Below are 16,134 nucleotides of genomic sequence, written 5' to 3' on the forward strand. Positions count from 1 at the left end.
GCCCCTGAAGGGCGTCAATACTCCGTGCACGAGTGTGAGCTGCAGGTTTGCCCTGGCGCCCCGGTCGAAGCAGTGATCGGGCTCAGGCATGCTCAAGGCTCGTGGAGCTCCACCTCATGCAGATCGGCCTCGTGGGCGGCTGAGGCTCGGCGACACACTCGGCACCGACCCGGCCGCATGAACCGTGCCCTCTCCAGCCTTGGTGGCCGACGTCGGGGCCCCTTCGGGGGTTCCGATGTGGGTGCGCCTTGATCGCTCAGGTCGAAGATGTCCTCGACGTCTGCCGACCGGGAGCTTGCGCCGTTCGAAGTGGCCGGGGAAGGCATCCCACTCTTCGCTGGTGGGCGTTCGGCGTTCCTCCTTGCAGTGGGATGGACGGGGCAGTCAAGTCCGGTGCAAACTGATCCCCATGCACGATCATCAACCGCAACGGAATGCCGCCCTGCCGGGCGGGGAGCGACCGGCATGGGCGTTGATCGGCCCAGGGATCGCCGCGCTCAGCGGCCTTTACCTGCTGACGATGCCTTTCGGGCCCGCAGCGCGGCTTGCCCTGCAGGCAGACCTGGCTTTGTCCGGACAAACAGCCCTGCTCACGACTCTCGTTGCGTACCTGGTCAGCGCGGCAGCGGGTGGGGCGCTGGGCGTTGGCCTTGGTGGACGTTTGCTGACGACAGTGGGCATGACGGCCACCGCCTTCATGATCATCGGCGTGCTGCTGAACGCGCTCGCCCCCGACACCGGAATCTACTTGACCGGCCGGGTGCTGAGCGGGCTCGGTGCCGGTGGCGTGGTGGGGGCGACGGTGGCAGTCGCGCGGCGGGCGGGCCGCAGCCGGGGCGCGGTGGTCGCGATACTGGCAGGTCTTGGTGTTCTCGCTCTGGTTCTTGGCCCGATCGTCAATCAAGGGCTGTCGAGCGCGTTGTCGTGGAGGTGGGGATACCTCTTCACGGTGCTCCCTCTGGTCGTGGGGCTGATTGTCGCCGCCGTCAGCGGATTCGTGCTGCTCCTGACCCGGCGACCCGCGCAACCGCATCCGGCCGGCCTGCCGTACCCACCAGCCGAGCAACGGCCTTGAAACGGCGCCGACCTCGAGGACCTGCCGGCCCGGATCGAGCGGCACGAACAGAGAGGGTCGAACTCCCAGCAGCCCCTTTGGCTGCGATCAACAGCCTCCCGTATTCGACCAGGCCGCGTAACCCTCGAAGGACTTACGCGCTCGACCGCTTAGACCGACATTATGCGGCGCCTTTTATGGTGACGCCCGAGACCGTACTCGGGAGCGATTCCATGTCACAGCGAAAGGTGAAGCGCAGGCGCGCTGCCATGCGGCGCGCGGAGGCTCTGCGGCAGGAGCAGCGCAGGCGTCTCAGGCGCAGGCTCGGCTACGGCGCCGCCGCCGTGGTGTCGGCGGTGTTCGTCGCGATCGGGGTGCTGGCGTACCTGTCGGTCGGCGACTCCTCCCCGCCCGCCGCCGGGACCGCACCGCCTTCGGCCTCCGCGACGGCCCGGCCGACGGCCACGCCCACGGCCACGCTCTCGCCGAGCGCGACGTCCAGCCCCAAGGCATCCCCCACCGAGACTCCGCGAGCCGGGTGAGCTCGTCTGCTCCTTCGGTTGGAGCACCGAAGGAGCAGAGCTGAAGTCGTCGTCGCGCCGTAGCCCGTACAGGCGGTGGCCCTTCGCCAGGGCGGGATCGAAGCCCGCGCCGTGGATGAGTTGTGCGGACGGACCCATGGCCGACGAGCCCGGCCGATCAGGGTGGCTCGGCCGGGCTCGCCGGGTGGAGACGGGTCAGGCGAGGTCGAACCGGTCGAGTTCCATGACCTTGGTCCAGGCTGCGACGAAGTCGGTCACGAACTTGTCGCGGGCGTCCTGGCTGGCGTAGACCTCCGCGAGGGCTCGTAGCTGGGAGTTGGAGCCGAAGATGAGGTCGACCGCGGTGGCGGTCCACTTCACCTCATCGGTGGCCACGTCGCGGATCTCGTACACGTGCTCCTCGGAGTCCGATGCCTTCCACCGCGTGCCCGGGGAGAGCAGGTTGGTGAAGAAGTCGTTGGTGAGCACGCCGGGCCGGTCGGTGAGGACGCCGTGCTGGGTACCGCCGAAGTTGGCCCCGAGAGAACGCAGGCCGCCGATAAGGACGGTCATTTCGGGCGGGGTCAGGTTGAGCAGGTAGGCACGATCGATGAGCAGCACCTCCGGTTGGGTCTTCTCGCCGGAACTCAGGTAGTTGCGGAACCCGTCGGCCCGCGGCTCGAGGACCCGGAAGGACTCGACGTCAGTCTGCTCCTGGGTGGCGTCGGTGCGGCCCGGGCGGAACGGCACCGTCACCTCCACGCCGGCCTCGCGTGCCGCCTTCTCGACGGCGGCCGAGCCGGCCAGGACGATCAGGTCGGCGAGCGAGATCTTCGCGCCGCCGACCTCGTTGAACTCGCGCTGGATGCCCTCAAGGGTGTCCAGGACCGTCGCGAGCTGCTCGGGCTGGTTGACCTCCCAGTCGCGCTGCGGCCGGAGACGGAGCCGGGCGCCGTTGGCGCCGCCGCGCTTGTCGGTGGCCCGGAAGCTCGCGGCGGCGGCCCAGGCGGTGGAGACCAGCTGAGCGGTCGTGAGGCCGGACTCAAGGATCTTCGCCTTGAGGGAGGCGACGTCGGCGTCACCCACGAGTTCGTGGTCGACGGCCGGCACCGGGTCCTGCCACAGCTGGGGCTCGGCGACCCACGGTCCGAGGAACCGGGTGACCGGACCCATGTCGCGGTGCAGCAGTTTGTACCAGGCCTTGGCGAAGGCCAGCGCGAACTCGTCGGGGTTCTCCAGGAAGTGGAGGGAGATCTTCTGGTACGTCGGGTCGACGCGCAGCGCCAGGTCGGTCGTGAGCATCGTCGGCTTGTGCTTCTTCGACGGGTCATGGGCGTCCGGGATGATCGCCTCGGCGTCCTTCGCGACCCACTGCTTCCCGCCGCCGGGGCTCGTGGTGAGCTCCCACTCGTGGCCGAAGAGGATCTCGAAGAAGCGGTTGCTCCACTGCGTCGGCCGGTCGGTCCAGGTCACCTCGAGACCGCTGGTGATCGTGTCACCGCCCTTGCCGGTGCCGTGGCTGCTCAGCCAGCCCAGGCCCTGCGCCTCCAGCGGCGCGGCCTCGGGCTCCGGCCCCACGTGGTCGTCCGCGATGCCGGCGCCGTGGGTCTTGCCGAACGTGTGGCCGCCGGCGATGAGAGCGACAGTCTCCTCGTCGTTCATCGCCATCCGTCCGAAGGTCTCGCGGATGAAATGCGCTGCCGCGGCCGGGTCCGGGTTGCCGCGGGGACCCTCCGGGTTGACGTAGATGAGGCCCATCTCGGTCGCGCCGACGTTCGGCACCATCTCGCTGTCGGTGACGTAGCGCTCGTCACCGAGCCAGGCGTCCTCCGGGCCCCAGAAGATCTCCTCTGGCTCCCAGACGTCCTCGCGGCCGAAGCCGAAGCCGAAGGTCTTGAAACCCATCGACTCCAGGGCGACGTTGCCGGCGAGCACGAGCAGGTCGGCCCACGAGATCTTCTGGCCGTACTTCTGCTTGACCGGCCACAGCAGCCGGCGGGCCTTGTCGAGGTTGGCGTTGTCGGGCCAGCTGTTGAGCGGGGCGAAACGCTGGCCGCCGTCGCCGGCCCCGCCGCGACCGTCGTGGATGCGGTAGGTGCCCGCGGCGTGCCAGCTCATCCGGATCATGAGACCGCCGTAGTGGCCGAAGTCGGCCGGCCACCAGTCCTGCGAGGTGGTGAGCACCTCGATGATGTCCTGCTTGAGGGCCTCGACGTCGAGCTTCTCGAACTCCTTGGCGTAGCTGAAGCCCTCTGCCAGAGGGTTGCCCTTGGACGAGTGCGCACGCAACACCGACAGGTCGAGCTGGTTGGGCCACCAGTCCCGGTTCGTGCGCGGACGACCGCCGGTCTTCGGAGTCGGCGAGTCGATTGCCGGGTTCTCGCTCTCGCTGCCATGCGCGGTCACCGAATCCTGCGCGAGCGGGTAGCCGGCCGCCGCCTTCCGATCCACGCCCTGGGCGCTGGAGGGGGTGTTGTCCTGGGTGTCGCTCATCTGCTTCCTCCGAACTCCGGATCACTGGGCAATGCGTTTAGTCGCACAGTCGGGGTAGGTGCCCCAATAGACGACCTCTAGACAACCTCCGGCTCGTCGACCAGGGTGATCTACTCGATCAATGCCATCGCGTCCGTGAACGCGCGGATCCGGCGGGCGGTCAAGGCGCGCGCTTCCCGGTCGCGGCCGCGTCCCACGAGGGCAGGCCGCCGGAGCCGGGCACGCTGGAGACGGGCGCGGGCTCTCGGAGGGTGGACGGAAGAGGCACGTACGCGACATCCTGTGACGTGCTGTTGCGCCAGTTGGAGTACCTCGTCGCCCTGGCCAGGGAGCGGCATTTCGCCCGCGCCGCCGCGGCCTGTCACGTCTCCCAGCCATCGCTGTCCGCGGCCATCCGCAAGCTGGAGCGCGAGCTGGACGTGCCGCTGGTGCGGCGCGGGCAACGCTTCGCCGGGCTGACGCCCGAGGGTGAGCGGGTGGTGCTGTGGGCGCACCGCATCCTCGCCGACGCCGACGGGCTGCGCCAGGACCTGTCCCGGATGCGCGAGGGGCTGTCAGGGACGCTGCGCATGGGGGCGATCCCGACCGCGCTGACCGCCGCCTCGCTGCTGACCACGCCGTTCTGCGAGCGCTATCCGCATGTACGGGTGCGGCTGACGTCGCTGTCGTCCCGGGAGATCGCGCGGCGGCTGGCGGACTTCGAGATCGACATGGCGATGACGTACCTCGACGACGAGGAGGAGGATTTCGGCGAGGTGCGCACCAGCCCGCTGTACGAGGAGCGCTACCTGCTGCTCACCCCGTCCGACGGCGAGCTGGCCGACCGGCGGGTGGCGCGCTGGGCCGAGGTCGCCGCGCTGCCGCTGTGCCTGCTCGCCCCCGAGATGCGCAACCGCCGCATCCTGGACGCCAACTTCCGCCAGGCCGGAGCGGTGGCCGTCCCGGCGATCGAGACCGACACCGTCTCCGCCCTGTTCGCGCACGTGGCCACGCACCGGTGGTCCAGCGTGATCGCGCACGCGTGGCTGCACATGTTCGGCGTGCCGGAGGGGATGCGGGTGATCCGGCTGGAGCGGCCCGCGCGCGAACCCCGCGTCGGCCTGGTGGTGGCCGGTACGGGCCCCGAGTCGGTGATGGCCAGGGCGGTGCTGGACATCGCCCGGGACCTTGATCTGCGTGAGGTGTTCGACCGGCTCGCCCACGAGCACCTGGTATAGACGGCGCCTATCACCCGATAGACACAAACGCTTTGACCTGCGAAGACACCTCGTCGGACAGTGAGATCACCCTGACCGACAAGGAGCCGGAACCATGGCAAAAGTGTTGTGCGTGCTCTACGACGACCCGATCGACGGCCACCCCACCAGCTACGCCCGTGACGGCCTGCCTGAGCTGGCCGGCTACCCGGGCGGCCAGACGCTGCCCAGCCCGAAGAGCGTCGACTTCACCCCGGGTCAGCTGCTCGGCAGCGTCTCCGGCGAGCTGGGGCTGCGCCGTTTCCTGGAGGAGCGCGGTCACACGCTGGTGGTCACCTCCGACAAGGACGGCGACGGCTCGGAGTTCGACCGCGAGCTGGCCGACGCGGACGTGGTCATCTCGCAGCCGTTCTGGCCCGCGTACCTGACCGCCGAGCGCATCGCCCGCGCCCCCAAGCTGAAGCTGGCCGTCACCGCCGGCATCGGCTCCGACCACGTCGACCTCGACGCCGCCATCGCCCGGGGCATCACCGTCGCCGAGGTCACCTACTGCAACAGCATCAGCGTCGCCGAGCACGTGGTGATGATGATCCTGTCTCTCGTACGCGACTACCTGCCCGCCCACCGGACGGTGCTGGAGGGCGGCTGGAACATCGCCGACTGCGTCGCCCGCTCCTACGACCTGGAGGGCATGCACGTCGGGACCGTGGCCGCCGGCCGTATCGGCACGGCCGTGCTGCGCCGCCTCAAGCCGTTCGATGTGCACCTGCACTACACCGACCGGCACCGCCTGCCGCGCGAGGTCGAGGAGGAGCTCGGGCTCACCTTCCATCCCGACGCCGCCGCCATGGTCCCGGTCTGCGACGTGGTGACCATCAACGCCCCGCTGCACCCGGAGACCGAGGGCCTGTTCGGTGACGAGCTGATCGCCACGATGAAGCGGGGGGCGTACCTGATCAACACCGCCCGCGCCAAGATCGCCGACCGCGACGCGATCGTCCGCGCGCTGGAGAGCGGGCAGCTCGCCGGATACGCCGGCGACGTCTGGTACCCCCAGCCCGCTCCCGCCGATCACCCCTGGCGTGCCATGCCGCACCACGGCATGACCCCGCACATCTCCGGCTCCTCGCTGTCCGCCCAGGCCCGCTACGCCGCCGGCACCCGCGAGATCCTGGAGGCGTGGCTGGAGGGCATCCCGATCCGCGAGGAGTACCTCATCGTCGAGGGCGGCGCGCTGGCCGGGGCCGGCGCGCACTCCTACAGCACCCGCAAGCAGTAGAAGGGATGGGCGCGGTCAGTGGCGTGCCGGGTTCCGGCCCGGCACTCAGTGCTCGCGCCCGCCCCCTGATCCCCGGGTTCGAGGATGTGTCGGAGCTGCCGTCCGGGCGGCTTCTCCGAGTGATTGCTACGTTGTGACGGACTGTGCTGAACACACGATGGAGGCGTTGTGCTCACCAAGAAGGAAGCGGCCGAAGCCATCCGGAACGCCAAAGTCGTGACGGGCGTGACGTGGGCCCAGCTCGCCGACGCGGTCGGCAGGCCCCTGGCGTGGACGACGGCCGCGCTGCTCGGCCAGCATCCGATGAGCAAGGACGAGGCGACCACGGCGGCAGCCCTGCTGGAGCTCGGCGAAGACGTCGCGCTCGCTCTCCAGACGCAGCCCACGCGTGGGGCGCTGGACACGACCGTCCCGGTCGATCCGACGATCTACCGGCTCTACGAAGTCATCCAGGTCTACGGGCCGACCATCAAGGAGCTGATCCATGAACAGTGCGGGGACGGCATCATGAGCGCCATCAATTTCCGGCTCGACGTGCGGCGAGTGCCGGACCCGGCCGGCGACCGAGTCGTCATCACCATGGACGGGAAGTATCTCCCCTACCAATGGTGACGGACCCCGTATCGCATCACCGGCAGCGCACGGGCCATGAGGAGCGGAACACGGTCAGCACCGTTGAGGAACGCCGGACTGTCGCCACCCAGAGCCCGCACACCGGGACCGTCCCCGACGACCGGGACGATACGAGTGCGGCCGGCGTCCACCGCGTTCGCCGAGCCTCGGCGCACTGGACAAGCCGTGCGAGGCATGCGGCGGCGCAGGCCGGCGGGAGACGCGATGGAATGTAGAGATCGAACGGCTGGTCAAGACCGCCCGGCAGATCCGCCAGGCGGCCGGTCTGCCGGCTGCTCTCGGGAGGTCATCGAGCCGCCGGCCCCCGTACGACGAAAGTCCGGCAGTCCCCGCGCCGTCGACCGCGGCGAACCCCACGAGACGGCACCCGCGCACTGCGTCCTCCACGGCCGTCACGATCGGCCGCCGACACGTGTAACCCTGGCTCCAGCAGGCCGCACACCCGGCGGCGTCCATCAGCTCGCTGATTGGTGCGGTGACCGGAAACGATCGCGCGTGCCCGCCACCGGTGGCCACGCTCAGTCGCCGGCCAGGGTCCCGCCCAGAGGGGTGCGCTCGTAGCGCACGGATCGGCCGGTCCGCGTCCGCGTGACCAGGCCGGATTCGCGCAGCACGGCCAGGTGGCCGCCGACTGCGCCCAGGCTGAGACCCAGCTGGCGGACCAACTGCGTGGTCGTCGCCGGCACCGCGAGCGCCCGCAGCACCTGCGCGCGGTGCGGGCCGACCAGCCGCGCCAGCGCCGCCGCACCGCCCTGCGCGGGCGGCGGCCCGAGCAGGTTCGCGACGCCGCGCGCCGGATACACCAGGGCGTACGGCCAGGGCGGCTCGACGTAGCTGATGAGGGTGCCGAAGACGGTCGGCATCAGCAGCAGTCCCTTGCCGCCCAGCCGGTGCCGCTCCCACTCGTTCCGGGGGCCGGTGCGCACCTCGATCACACCGTCGGCGCCCTCGGAGCGCCAGCTCACCCGCGGGTCCAGGTCGGACAGCGCCGCGGCCCAGCCGTACATGGCGAGGTGCCCGGCGCGGTGCACCAGGTCGCGCTCCAGCACCGTACGCAACCGCGGCCAGTCAGGCTCGACCAGCGCGTGCCAGGTCGCCTCGATCGCGTCCGAAAGCCGGGTGAGCACGTCCGGGGCGGCCAGGATCTGCTGGACGTGGCGCGGCGGCGTACGCAGCCCGACCAGGTTGCGGGCGATCTCCGCGCGAACCTGAGGCAGCGGGGTCGCCCGCACCGCGGCGAGTTCGACGGCGAAGTCGCCGCCGGAGCCCGAAGGCGGCGGATGGATGAAGTCGGCGTTGTAGCCGCCGCGGCGGAACAGCGTCGTCAGCGCCCCGACCGCGGGCGTCTCGCGGAGCAGCCGCGCGTACCGCGGCGCGATGCGCTCCGCCCAGGGCCGCAGCGGCCCGGCCGGCTGCTTGCCCGCCGCGACCCGCAGCGCGTTCATTGCCTCACCCAGCGGCGAGATCGCGTATCGGGTGTGCGCCACGTCGACCGGCCCGACTTCGATGGCAAGCATCTTTCGCCTCCACACGAAAGCTTAACGCCTCCGACCGCACCGCCTAGAGACTGACCCGCATGACGACACTCCAGGCCGCACCGGCGCGGGCCACCTACCGCGAGGTGTTCGCGCTGGGCCAGTTCCGCGTGCTGTTCACCGGCTACACGCTCTTCCTCGGCGGCGAGACGGTGAAGATGCTCGCGCTCTCGGTGACCGTCTACGCCGGGACCGGCTCGTCCCTGCTGGCCGCGCTGGCCTACGTCGCCGGCTTCCTGCCCTACACCCTCGGCGGCACGCTGCTGCTGGCCTACGCCGACCGGTGGCCGCCGCGGGTCGTGATGGTGGGCTACGACCTGGTCCGCGCCGCGGTCGCCGCGGTGCTCGCCGCCGGGCTGCTCTCCCCCACCGCGATGCTGGTGCTGGTGTTCGTCGCCGGCATCCCCAGCGCCGTCGCCTCCGCGGCGCGCGGCGCGCTGCTGCCCGAACTGCTCGACGGCGACCGGTACGTGCTCGGCCGGGCCGTGTTCTCCATGGCCGCCGGCGGCACGCAGGTGCTCGGCTTCGCCGTGGGCGGGATGCTGATCGCGGCGCTGGGCCCGTACGGCGCGCTCTGGATCACCGTGGCGAGCTGCCTGCTGTCCGCCGCGCTGCTGCGCCTGCGGCTGGCCGAGCGGCCGCGCCGCGGCACGGCCGCAGGGTACGCGGTACGCGAGACCTGGCGCGTCAATCGCGAACTGCTGCGCCGGCCGGCGATCCGTTCGCTGCTGCTGGCCCAGTGGCTGCCGCCCGCGCTCATGGTCGGCGCCGAGGGCGTGCTCGTCCCGTACGCCGTCCAGATCGGCATGCCGGACTCGGCCGGGCTGCTGTTCACCGCCGTGGCGCTCGGCATGCTCACCGGCGACCTCGCGATCGGCCGGCTGGTCACCCCGGAACGAAGGGAACGGCTGGCCGGGCCGCTGGCGCTGCTGCTCGGCGCGCCGCTGCTCGGGTTCGTGCTCTCGCCTGGGCCGGTCATCGCGGCGCTGCTGCTCGCCGTGTCCGGGTTCGGGGTCGCGTACCAGCTGGGGCTGGCCCGGCGCTTCCTGGCGGCGGTGCCGGAGGCGAACCGAGGCCAGGCCTTCGGGCTGGCGCTGACCGGGACCATGACGTTGCAGGGGCTCTTCGCGGCCGGTGGCGGGGCGTTGGGCGAGGTGGCGGCGCCCGGCCTGGTCGTCGGCGCGGCGGGGGCGGCGTCCCTGCTGGCCGTACTGGGTCTCTGGCGCGTGCTCGCGTCGCCGAGGACGGATCCCGAGCGAGTCACGGACCCGAACGTACGCCGACAGGGAACTTTCGGCAGGCGCGGAGTCTCGCACCCGGCTCAGCCCAGGTAGCAGTCCCGGCGAGCAGCCACGAACGCCTCGATCGTCTGGGCGGGTACGCCCGTCACGCGTTCGACGTCGTCGGAGGCGGCGTCGTAGCGGTTGTCCTGGTGCAGTCGGGTCAAGATGGTGGCGAGGTGCTGTTCGACGTGCGGCGGCAGGCCCGCCTTGGCGAGCACCTCGGCCCGCCACCGGTCCAGCGGCACATCCACATAGGACACCGGGCGCTCCAAGGCCCGTGAGAACTCCTCTGCCATCTCGGTCATGTCGACCATGCGTGGCCCGGCGAGCTCGTACGCGTGCCCGACGTGCGGAGCCGGGTCGCTGAGCACGGTGGTGACCACCCGGGCGACGTCGTCCACGGCCACCGGCGCCGTGCGTCCGGCGCCGAACGGCAGCGTGATCGTGCCGTTCTCCCGGATCGACCGGGCCGCCAACGTGGTGAACAGCGGATTTCCAGGAAGACGGTCGAACGGATGTGGATCACCGGCAGGCCCGACCATTCGAGTACCTGCTCCGCCAGCCAGTGCAGCCGGTGCTGGTGCGATCCGCCTTTGGTGCCGGTGGCGGTCATCTCCGACACCGTCATCTGTGACATGTCCACCAGCGCGTTCAGCTCCCCGCGTTCCCGCGCCACGGTGGCCACCACGGTCGCCGCCAGCAGATGGTCCGGAGACACGGGCATCGCGAAGTACATCCGCCCGACGCCCTCCAGCGCGGCCGCGACGTTCTCGGGCCGGGTCAGATCGCCGACGACGACGTCCGCCCCGAGGGCACGCAACTCAGCCGCACACTCGTCGTCGCGGCGGCGGCTCCTCGGCGACCCCGACGCATCGTGCGTGAGCTCATCGGCGTGCGTCCCCTGCTTCAGCGGCCACCCCTCCCGTCGCGGCGGCGAGCAAAGCCTGAGGCCGGAAACGACAAGCCGCCCGTGCGTCCGCGAGCAGGGCGAGGCGACGTTAGAGCAGGACCTGTACGTGCTCTGTCAGCAGGCGGTGGCTGCGGCGCAGGCGGGGACGCCGGTGGAATCGGGGCCCTCCTCTTCCTCATCGCCGCCCTCTCCGGAGGTCTGCCCGGGGTCCCCTGGCCGGCCCGGCGGTTACGATCCCGCACAGGGTGGCCGGGCGGCTCGGGGTCGAGCCTCCCGGCCAGACCCGCCGGGCGAAGGAATGCGCCGTCGCCCGGACGCGGTCAGCTAGCTCCGGCGGAGCGACCGCAGCCCCTCGCGGATCTCCTCCGCGAGGACGAGAGGCTGTTCCCAGGCCGCGAAGTGCCCGCCCTCGGGCAGCCGGTTGTAGTGGACCAGCTTCGGATACGCCTGCTCCGACCAGCTCTTCGGCGCCTCGTAGAGCTCGTCGGGAAAGACGCTCACGGCGACCGGGATGGTGACGCCCTTGACGGCGAAGAAGGCGGACTTGTTCTCCGCGTAGAGGCGAGCCGCGGAGACCGCCGTGTTCGTCAGCCAGAAGAGCGTGATGTTGTCGAGGACATCGTCCCTGGTGAGGCCTTCGGACTCGCCGGCGAAGACGCGGGAGATCAGCGCCAGGCTGGCCACGTCATGGTCGAGCATGAAGGCCGCCAGGCCGACGGGCGAGTCCGCGAGTCCCGTCAGCGTCTGCGGGCGCGTTCCCATCATGAGGGCGTAGGCGACGTGGTCCCAGAAGAAGTCCAGCTGCTCGCCCGTACGCTGCTCCTCCTCCGAGAGGCCGGCCGGCAGCGGGTTGCCGGTCTGGAGCGCCCGGTCGATGGCGGGAGGGATCACGCCGGGCATGTTGGAGCGGCTTCGCCGAGCGTGCCCGCCGGGAACTGCAGGCGACCGGGGAGACCGTACGCAAGCGCACGGTCGCCGCCGTCGCCGAGCTCACCGGCCAGGAGGCCCAGATCGCCGGCCTGGCCAGGGACGGGCACACCAACGACGAGATCGCCGCCCAGCTGTTCATCAGCCCGCGCACGGTGGAGTGGCACCTCGGCAACGTGTTCGCCAAACTCGGGGTCAGCTCGCGCCGGCACCTCCGCTCGGTGCTGACCCCGCCGAAGCCGGGAACGCCGGGGACGCCGCGGCGCGGCCCGGTGCGCGCGGCCCACCGGGTTTGAGCGCCACGCGACGGGCGTCGCGTCGGTCAGCGTGCTGATGGGGTGGGACCGGATCACTGGGCTGCCCGGCCTTGGCGGCCTCGGGCGCCTCCCCCACTGCGTCCCAGGCGGTGAGCACCTGGCAGGCCTGGGGCAGCAGGGGCGGCCCCCCACCGGCGTGCGCCGGGCACCCTGCCGGTGACGTGCGGCGGACTCAGCGGACCGTCGGGGCCAGCGGCGCGACCGCCTCGTACAGCTCGGCGGCGGCCTGGGCAACGAGCTCGGAGAGGGTCGCGTCCGGGTCGGCCAGCCAGCGGGACGTGGCGCGCCGGGAGATCGCTATCGCCACGTCGATGATGAAGCATGCCTCGCCGGGCTCGACGCCGCGGCGCTCGAGCGCCCGCGCCAGCGCGTCGGCGATGTCGGCGAGCTTGATCAGATCGCGCTCGGCCAGTGCCGGGCTGGCGGCGATCACCCTGACGCGGCGCAGCAGGAACTCGCGCGGGCGAAAGACCTCGTCGGCGGTCCCCAGCGCGGTCAGCAGCACCTCGATCGGTGTGAGGCCCGGGTCGGCCGCCTCGACCTGGGCGACGAGATGGGCCTCGAGCTCGTTGCCGGCGAAGAGCACTTCCCTCTTGTCGGGGAAGTAGCGGTAGAAGGAGCGCTCGGTCAGACCGGCGGTGCGCGCGATCTGCGCGACCGACGTGCGCTCGAACCCCTGCGTCTCGAACAACTCGAGCGCCGCGCGCTCGAGCCGGCCCTTTGCGTCGGACTCCCATCTCGGCATGCCCACCAGGATATGACAGCAGAGGCTGTCATCGCGGTGCTAGGGTCAATGACAACAGATGCTGTCATCGCTTGGGAGATTGCCAATGAAGGCCCTTCAGTTCGACCGCTTCGGAGCCCCGGACGTGATCGTGCTCCGCGACGTCCCGCAGCCGGAGCCGGGACCCGGCCAGATCCGGATCGCCGTACGGGCGTGCGGCCTGAACCCGGCCGACTGGGCGGTGGTCGACGGCCTCTTCGCCGACCGGCTGCCGCCGCTGCCGCGCGGGCTCGGCCTCGAGGTCGCGGGCACCGTCGACGCGCTCGGTGAGGGCGTCACCGGCGTCGAGATCGGCGACCGTGTGTTCGGCCCGGCGACCTTCGACGGCCCGACGGCCGGAGCCGCCGAGTATGCGCTGATGGCGGCCTGGGCACGCATTCCCGAGGGCGTCACCGCCGAGCAGGCCGCCGCGCTGCCGATGGCGGCCGAGACGGCGTGGCGCGCGCTCGACGACCTCGGCGTCCAGCCGGGCGAGCTGCTGCTCGTCCACGGCGCCGGCACCACCGTGGGTGAGGCGGCGGTGCGCCTGGCGCTGCACCGGGGTGTCCGGGTGATCGCCACCGCCGGGCCGACGCGGGCCGCCACCCTGCAAGAGATCGGCGCCCAGGTGACCGGCTACGGCGACGGCATGGCCGAACGCGTCGCCGCACTGGCCGCAGGCCGCGTCGACCGCGCCCTGGACACGGCCCCGACCGGCGGCCGGATCGACCGCGCCGACCAGCCCAGCCCGGCCGGCGGCTCGCTGCCTACCCTGATCGAGCTGACCGGGGACCCCGACCGCGTCCTCACCGTCTCGGACTTCGCCGCCGCGGCCGAGCTGGGCACCCGGATCACCCAGATCGACCTGCGCTACGACCTGCTGGGCGAGTTCGCCCGGTTGGCCGGCGAAGGCGTCCTGGTCGTATCGGTCGCCCGCACCTACACGCTCGACCAGATCCACGAGGCGGCCAAGCTCAGCCAGTCCCGCCGGCCCGGCGGCAAGCTCATGCTCGTCCTGTGATCGCCTCGCCGGCCCGGCCAGGCGAGACGTACCCAGCCACTTTGGATGCGCGTCCGGCGGGGTCTTTCCCGCCCTGATGGACCTCTCGACGGCCCACCGGCGCGAAGGCCGAGCTCGGCCCATTGACCTTCAAGCGGCTGAGCAGCCGGGACGCCACCCCCACCGGCGTCTCCTGCCGGGTGGCCGGGCTCAGGTCGCGACGGGCAGGGAGAGGACGAGCCGGACCCCTCGCCGGAGCGGCTCGGCGCGTACGGTCCCCCCGTGCGCCTCGGCGATCTGCCGCACGATGGCCAGGCCGAGTCCTGAGCCGGGCAACGAACGGTCCGCCTCGGCGCGGTAGAAGCGGTCGAAGACGAAGGGCAGGTCCTTGGCCGCGATGCCGGGTCCCTGGTCGGCGACCGACAGCGTGCCGGCTCGATCCACCCGCACCAGCACCTCGCCGCCCGGCGGGCTCCACTTGATCGCGTTGTCGACGAGATTGGCGGCGGCGCGTTCGACGGCGTCCTGGTCCGCCGACACCAGGCACTCGGCGAGCTCGGCCTGCAGCCGTACGTGCGGCGCGCGCGCCCGCGCCCTGTCCAGCACGCGTTCGGCCACCAGGTCGAGGCGGACGTCCTCGATGTGGATCTGGATGTCGCCGTATCTGGCCAGCTCCACGAGGTCGTTGACCAGCACCCGCAGCTCGTCGGCCTGTTCGTGAGCCTCGCGCACCAGGGCCGGGGCCTGCGGGTCGGCGGTGCCCCGCCCTTCCGCCAGCAGCTCCAGGTTGGTGATGAGGCTGGTCAGCGGGGTACGCAGCTCGTGCGACGCGTCGGCGACCAGGCGCCGCTGGGCCAGCAGGGATTCGTTCAGCGCGCCGGTCATCGTGGTGAAGGCACGGGCCAGCCGGGCCACCTCGTCGCGCCCGTTGCCGTCCAGGCCGGCGGCGGTGAGCGTACGGGTGGCGGTGACGTGTTCGACCACCTCGGTCAGACGGCCGATGGGGCGCAGCACCCGCCCGGCGAGCAGCCGCGCGCCCATTCCGGCGATCAACGCGCCGCCCAGCGTCAGCCCTGCCAGCAGGACCTTCAGCGTGTTCAGCGTCGGGTCGTCCCGGTCCAGCGTGAACGCGGTGCGTATCAGTGCCAGGTCGGTCTGGCCCAGCGAAGCCGTGTAGACGCGGTAGAGCACCCCGTCGCGGCTCACGTTCTGGAAGTACGGGGCGCTCGTACCCAACGCGACCTCGATGTCCCTGCCGGTGAGCGGGGCGAGGTCTCCCGCCGCGCCCGGCTCCGCGGGATGCGGGACGAACTGCAGCAGCGTGCTGCCCGCGGCGACGGGGCGTGTGGGCACCTCCGTGGAGTTGGCCTTGAACGATCGCAGCAGGCGGGGCGCCTCAGCGGCGGCCACGACCAGCTCTCCGTCGTGCTGGGCGGCCAGCCCGGCCTCCATCGACGGATACAGCACGAGCGAGGCCGCCAGCAGCGCCGCCCCCACCACGGCCGCCCCCGCCAGCGCGACCCTGGTCCGCAGCTTCACGGCTCCTCCCGCAGCACGTATCCGAGCCCGCGCACTGTCTGGATCAGCCGCGGCTCGCCACCGGCCTCCAGCTTGGCCCGAAGGTAACTGATGTAGACCCACAGCGCGTTGGAGGACGGGCCGAAGTCATACCCCCAGACCGCGTCGAAGATCACGACACGGCTCAGCACCCGGTTCGGGTTGCGCATGAACACCTTCAGCAGCGTGTACTCGGTCCTGGTCAGGTCGAGCGGCCGTGCCCCGCGGGAGGCCCGGCAGGCCGCGGTGTCCAGCTCCACGTCGGCGAAGCGCAACACCTCCTCCGCCGCGCCGCTGCGCCGCAGCAGGGCGCGCAGGCGGGCCCGGAGCTCCTCCAGCGCGAACGGCTTCACCAGGTAGTCGTCGGCCCCGGCGTCCAGCCCTGCCACCCGGTCGGCGACGAGGTCGCGGGCCGTGAGCATCAGGATCGGCGTACGATCGCCGCCCGCCCGGAGTCGGCGGCACACCTCCAGTCCGTCCAGCCCGGGCATCATGATGTCCAGCACCACCGCGTCCTGACGCCCGCCGCCGGCGCTCTCCAGGGCGCGCAGGCCGTCGGCGGCGGTGCTCACGTGGTAGCCCTCGCGGGCGAGCGCACGCGCGAGCGAACGGCGTACCGCCTCGTCGTCATCGGCCACAAGGACGTGCATGATGACACTCTCCTCG

The 16,134-nt window shown here is 71.5% G+C and carries 15 protein-coding genes; 8 read left to right on the plus strand and 7 right to left on the minus strand.

The window, feature by feature from the left end; genetic code table 11:
- The first annotated feature begins 409 nt into the window (after positions 1–409).
- Positions 410–1,075 carry an MFS transporter gene (locus AB0J69_RS30555; protein ID WP_364123970.1) on the plus strand — a complete coding sequence of 222 codons (666 nt, stop codon included), beginning with the start codon at positions 410–412 and terminating at the stop codon, positions 1,073–1,075.
- A 212-nt stretch (positions 1,076–1,287) separates the two neighbouring features.
- A complete protein-coding gene (locus AB0J69_RS30560) occupies positions 1,288–1,596 on the plus strand; it encodes a hypothetical protein (protein ID WP_364123973.1) in 309 nt (102 codons plus the stop codon).
- 195 nt (positions 1,597–1,791) lie between these two features.
- On the opposite strand, the gene katG is transcribed toward AB0J69_RS30560, so the two are convergent.
- The gene (gene katG / locus AB0J69_RS30565; RefSeq protein WP_364123976.1) at positions 1,792–4,068 is read right to left on the minus strand and encodes a catalase/peroxidase HPI; all 2,277 of its coding nucleotides are present in this window, start codon (positions 4,066–4,068) and stop codon (positions 1,792–1,794) included.
- Positions 4,069–4,355: 287 nt separating this feature from the next.
- Here katG and AB0J69_RS30570 point away from each other — a divergent pair, with 287 nt between their 5' ends.
- The 3 genes from AB0J69_RS30570 (at position 4,356) to cynS (ending at position 7,155) form a co-directional block, all read left to right on the plus strand.
- Positions 4,356–5,285: a LysR family transcriptional regulator gene (locus AB0J69_RS30570; RefSeq protein ID WP_364123978.1), complete on the plus strand. Its 930-nt coding sequence runs from the start codon at positions 4,356–4,358 to the stop codon at positions 5,283–5,285.
- A gap of 94 nt (positions 5,286–5,379) precedes the next feature.
- Positions 5,380–6,543 (plus strand): NAD-dependent formate dehydrogenase, encoded by a 1,164-nt coding sequence (locus AB0J69_RS30575; RefSeq protein ID WP_364123980.1) that lies wholly within the window; start codon positions 5,380–5,382, stop codon positions 6,541–6,543.
- A 168-nt stretch (positions 6,544–6,711) separates the two neighbouring features.
- Complete coding sequence (gene cynS, locus AB0J69_RS30580) at positions 6,712–7,155, plus strand: cyanase (RefSeq protein WP_364123983.1); 444 nt, start codon at positions 6,712–6,714, stop codon at positions 7,153–7,155.
- Positions 7,156–7,694: 539 nt separating this feature from the next.
- On the opposite strand, the gene AB0J69_RS30585 is transcribed toward cynS, so the two are convergent.
- Positions 7,695–8,693, minus strand: a complete 999-nt coding sequence (locus tag AB0J69_RS30585; protein WP_364123986.1) for a winged helix-turn-helix domain-containing protein — start codon at positions 8,691–8,693, stop codon at positions 7,695–7,697.
- A gap of 59 nt (positions 8,694–8,752) precedes the next feature.
- On the opposite strand from AB0J69_RS30585, the gene AB0J69_RS30590 reads away from it, so the two are divergent.
- Positions 8,753–10,045, plus strand: a complete 1,293-nt coding sequence (locus AB0J69_RS30590; RefSeq protein WP_364123989.1) for an MFS transporter — start codon at positions 8,753–8,755, stop codon at positions 10,043–10,045.
- Here AB0J69_RS30590 and AB0J69_RS30595 read toward each other — a convergent pair.
- Positions 10,033–10,536: a hypothetical protein gene (locus AB0J69_RS30595; protein WP_364123992.1), complete on the minus strand. Its 504-nt coding sequence runs from the start codon at positions 10,534–10,536 to the stop codon at positions 10,033–10,035. The genes AB0J69_RS30590 and AB0J69_RS30595 overlap by 13 nt on opposite strands.
- Before the next feature lie 692 nt (positions 10,537–11,228).
- A complete protein-coding gene (locus AB0J69_RS30600; RefSeq protein ID WP_364123995.1) occupies positions 11,229–11,795 on the minus strand; it encodes a hypothetical protein in 567 nt (188 codons plus the stop codon).
- A 44-nt stretch (positions 11,796–11,839) separates the two neighbouring features.
- Between AB0J69_RS30600 and AB0J69_RS30605 the strand changes: the two genes are divergently transcribed.
- Complete coding sequence (locus AB0J69_RS30605) at positions 11,840–12,127, plus strand: helix-turn-helix transcriptional regulator (protein ID WP_364124133.1); 288 nt, start codon at positions 11,840–11,842, stop codon at positions 12,125–12,127.
- Between the two features lie 193 nt (positions 12,128–12,320).
- Here AB0J69_RS30605 and AB0J69_RS30610 read toward each other — a convergent pair whose 3' ends face one another.
- Entirely contained in the window at positions 12,321–12,893 is a 573-nt protein-coding gene (locus tag AB0J69_RS30610) for a TetR family transcriptional regulator (protein ID WP_364123998.1), read from the minus strand.
- 85 nt (positions 12,894–12,978) lie between these two features.
- Here AB0J69_RS30610 and AB0J69_RS30615 point away from each other — a divergent pair, with 85 nt between their 5' ends.
- Positions 12,979–13,932, plus strand: coding sequence for an NADP-dependent oxidoreductase (locus AB0J69_RS30615; RefSeq protein WP_364124000.1), 954 nt, complete (start codon positions 12,979–12,981; stop codon positions 13,930–13,932).
- 189 nt (positions 13,933–14,121) lie between these two features.
- Here the strand turns inward: AB0J69_RS30615 and AB0J69_RS30620 are convergent, their stop codons facing one another.
- Together AB0J69_RS30620 and AB0J69_RS30625 are read right to left on the minus strand one after the other, a co-directional pair.
- A complete protein-coding gene (locus tag AB0J69_RS30620; protein ID WP_364124003.1) occupies positions 14,122–15,450 on the minus strand; it encodes a HAMP domain-containing sensor histidine kinase in 1,329 nt (442 codons plus the stop codon).
- A complete protein-coding gene (locus tag AB0J69_RS30625) occupies positions 15,447–16,118 on the minus strand; it encodes a response regulator transcription factor (protein WP_364124006.1) in 672 nt (223 codons plus the stop codon). The genes AB0J69_RS30620 and AB0J69_RS30625 overlap by 4 nt, the downstream gene beginning before the upstream one ends.
- Positions 16,119–16,134 lie beyond the last annotated feature (16 nt).

Source organism: Nonomuraea sp. NPDC049709 (assembly GCF_040674815.1).
Lineage (GTDB): Bacteria > Actinomycetota > Actinomycetes > Streptosporangiales > Streptosporangiaceae > Nonomuraea.

Bases quoted from the DNA above. Each gene is read 5' to 3' on its own strand.
- AB0J69_RS30555 (WP_364123970.1), top strand. From the start codon at position 410: ATGCACGATCATCAACCGCAACGGAATGCCGCCCTGCCGGGCGGGGAG.
- AB0J69_RS30560 (WP_364123973.1), top strand. From the start codon at position 1,288: ATGTCACAGCGAAAGGTGAAGCGCAGGCGCGCTGCCATGCGGCGCGCG.
- katG (WP_364123976.1), bottom strand. From the start codon at position 4,068: ATGAGCGACACCCAGGACAACACCCCCTCCAGCGCCCAGGGCGTGGAT.
- AB0J69_RS30575 (WP_364123980.1), top strand. From the start codon at position 5,380: ATGGCAAAAGTGTTGTGCGTGCTCTACGACGACCCGATCGACGGCCAC.
- AB0J69_RS30585 (WP_364123986.1), bottom strand. From the start codon at position 8,693: ATGCTTGCCATCGAAGTCGGGCCGGTCGACGTGGCGCACACCCGATAC.
- AB0J69_RS30590 (WP_364123989.1), top strand. From the start codon at position 8,753: ATGACGACACTCCAGGCCGCACCGGCGCGGGCCACCTACCGCGAGGTG.
- AB0J69_RS30595 (WP_364123992.1), bottom strand. From the start codon at position 10,536: ATGGTCGGGCCTGCCGGTGATCCACATCCGTTCGACCGTCTTCCTGGA.
- AB0J69_RS30610 (WP_364123998.1), bottom strand. From the start codon at position 12,893: ATGCCGAGATGGGAGTCCGACGCAAAGGGCCGGCTCGAGCGCGCGGCG.
- AB0J69_RS30615 (WP_364124000.1), top strand. From the start codon at position 12,979: ATGAAGGCCCTTCAGTTCGACCGCTTCGGAGCCCCGGACGTGATCGTG.
- AB0J69_RS30625 (WP_364124006.1), bottom strand. From the start codon at position 16,118: ATGCACGTCCTTGTGGCCGATGACGACGAGGCGGTACGCCGTTCGCTC.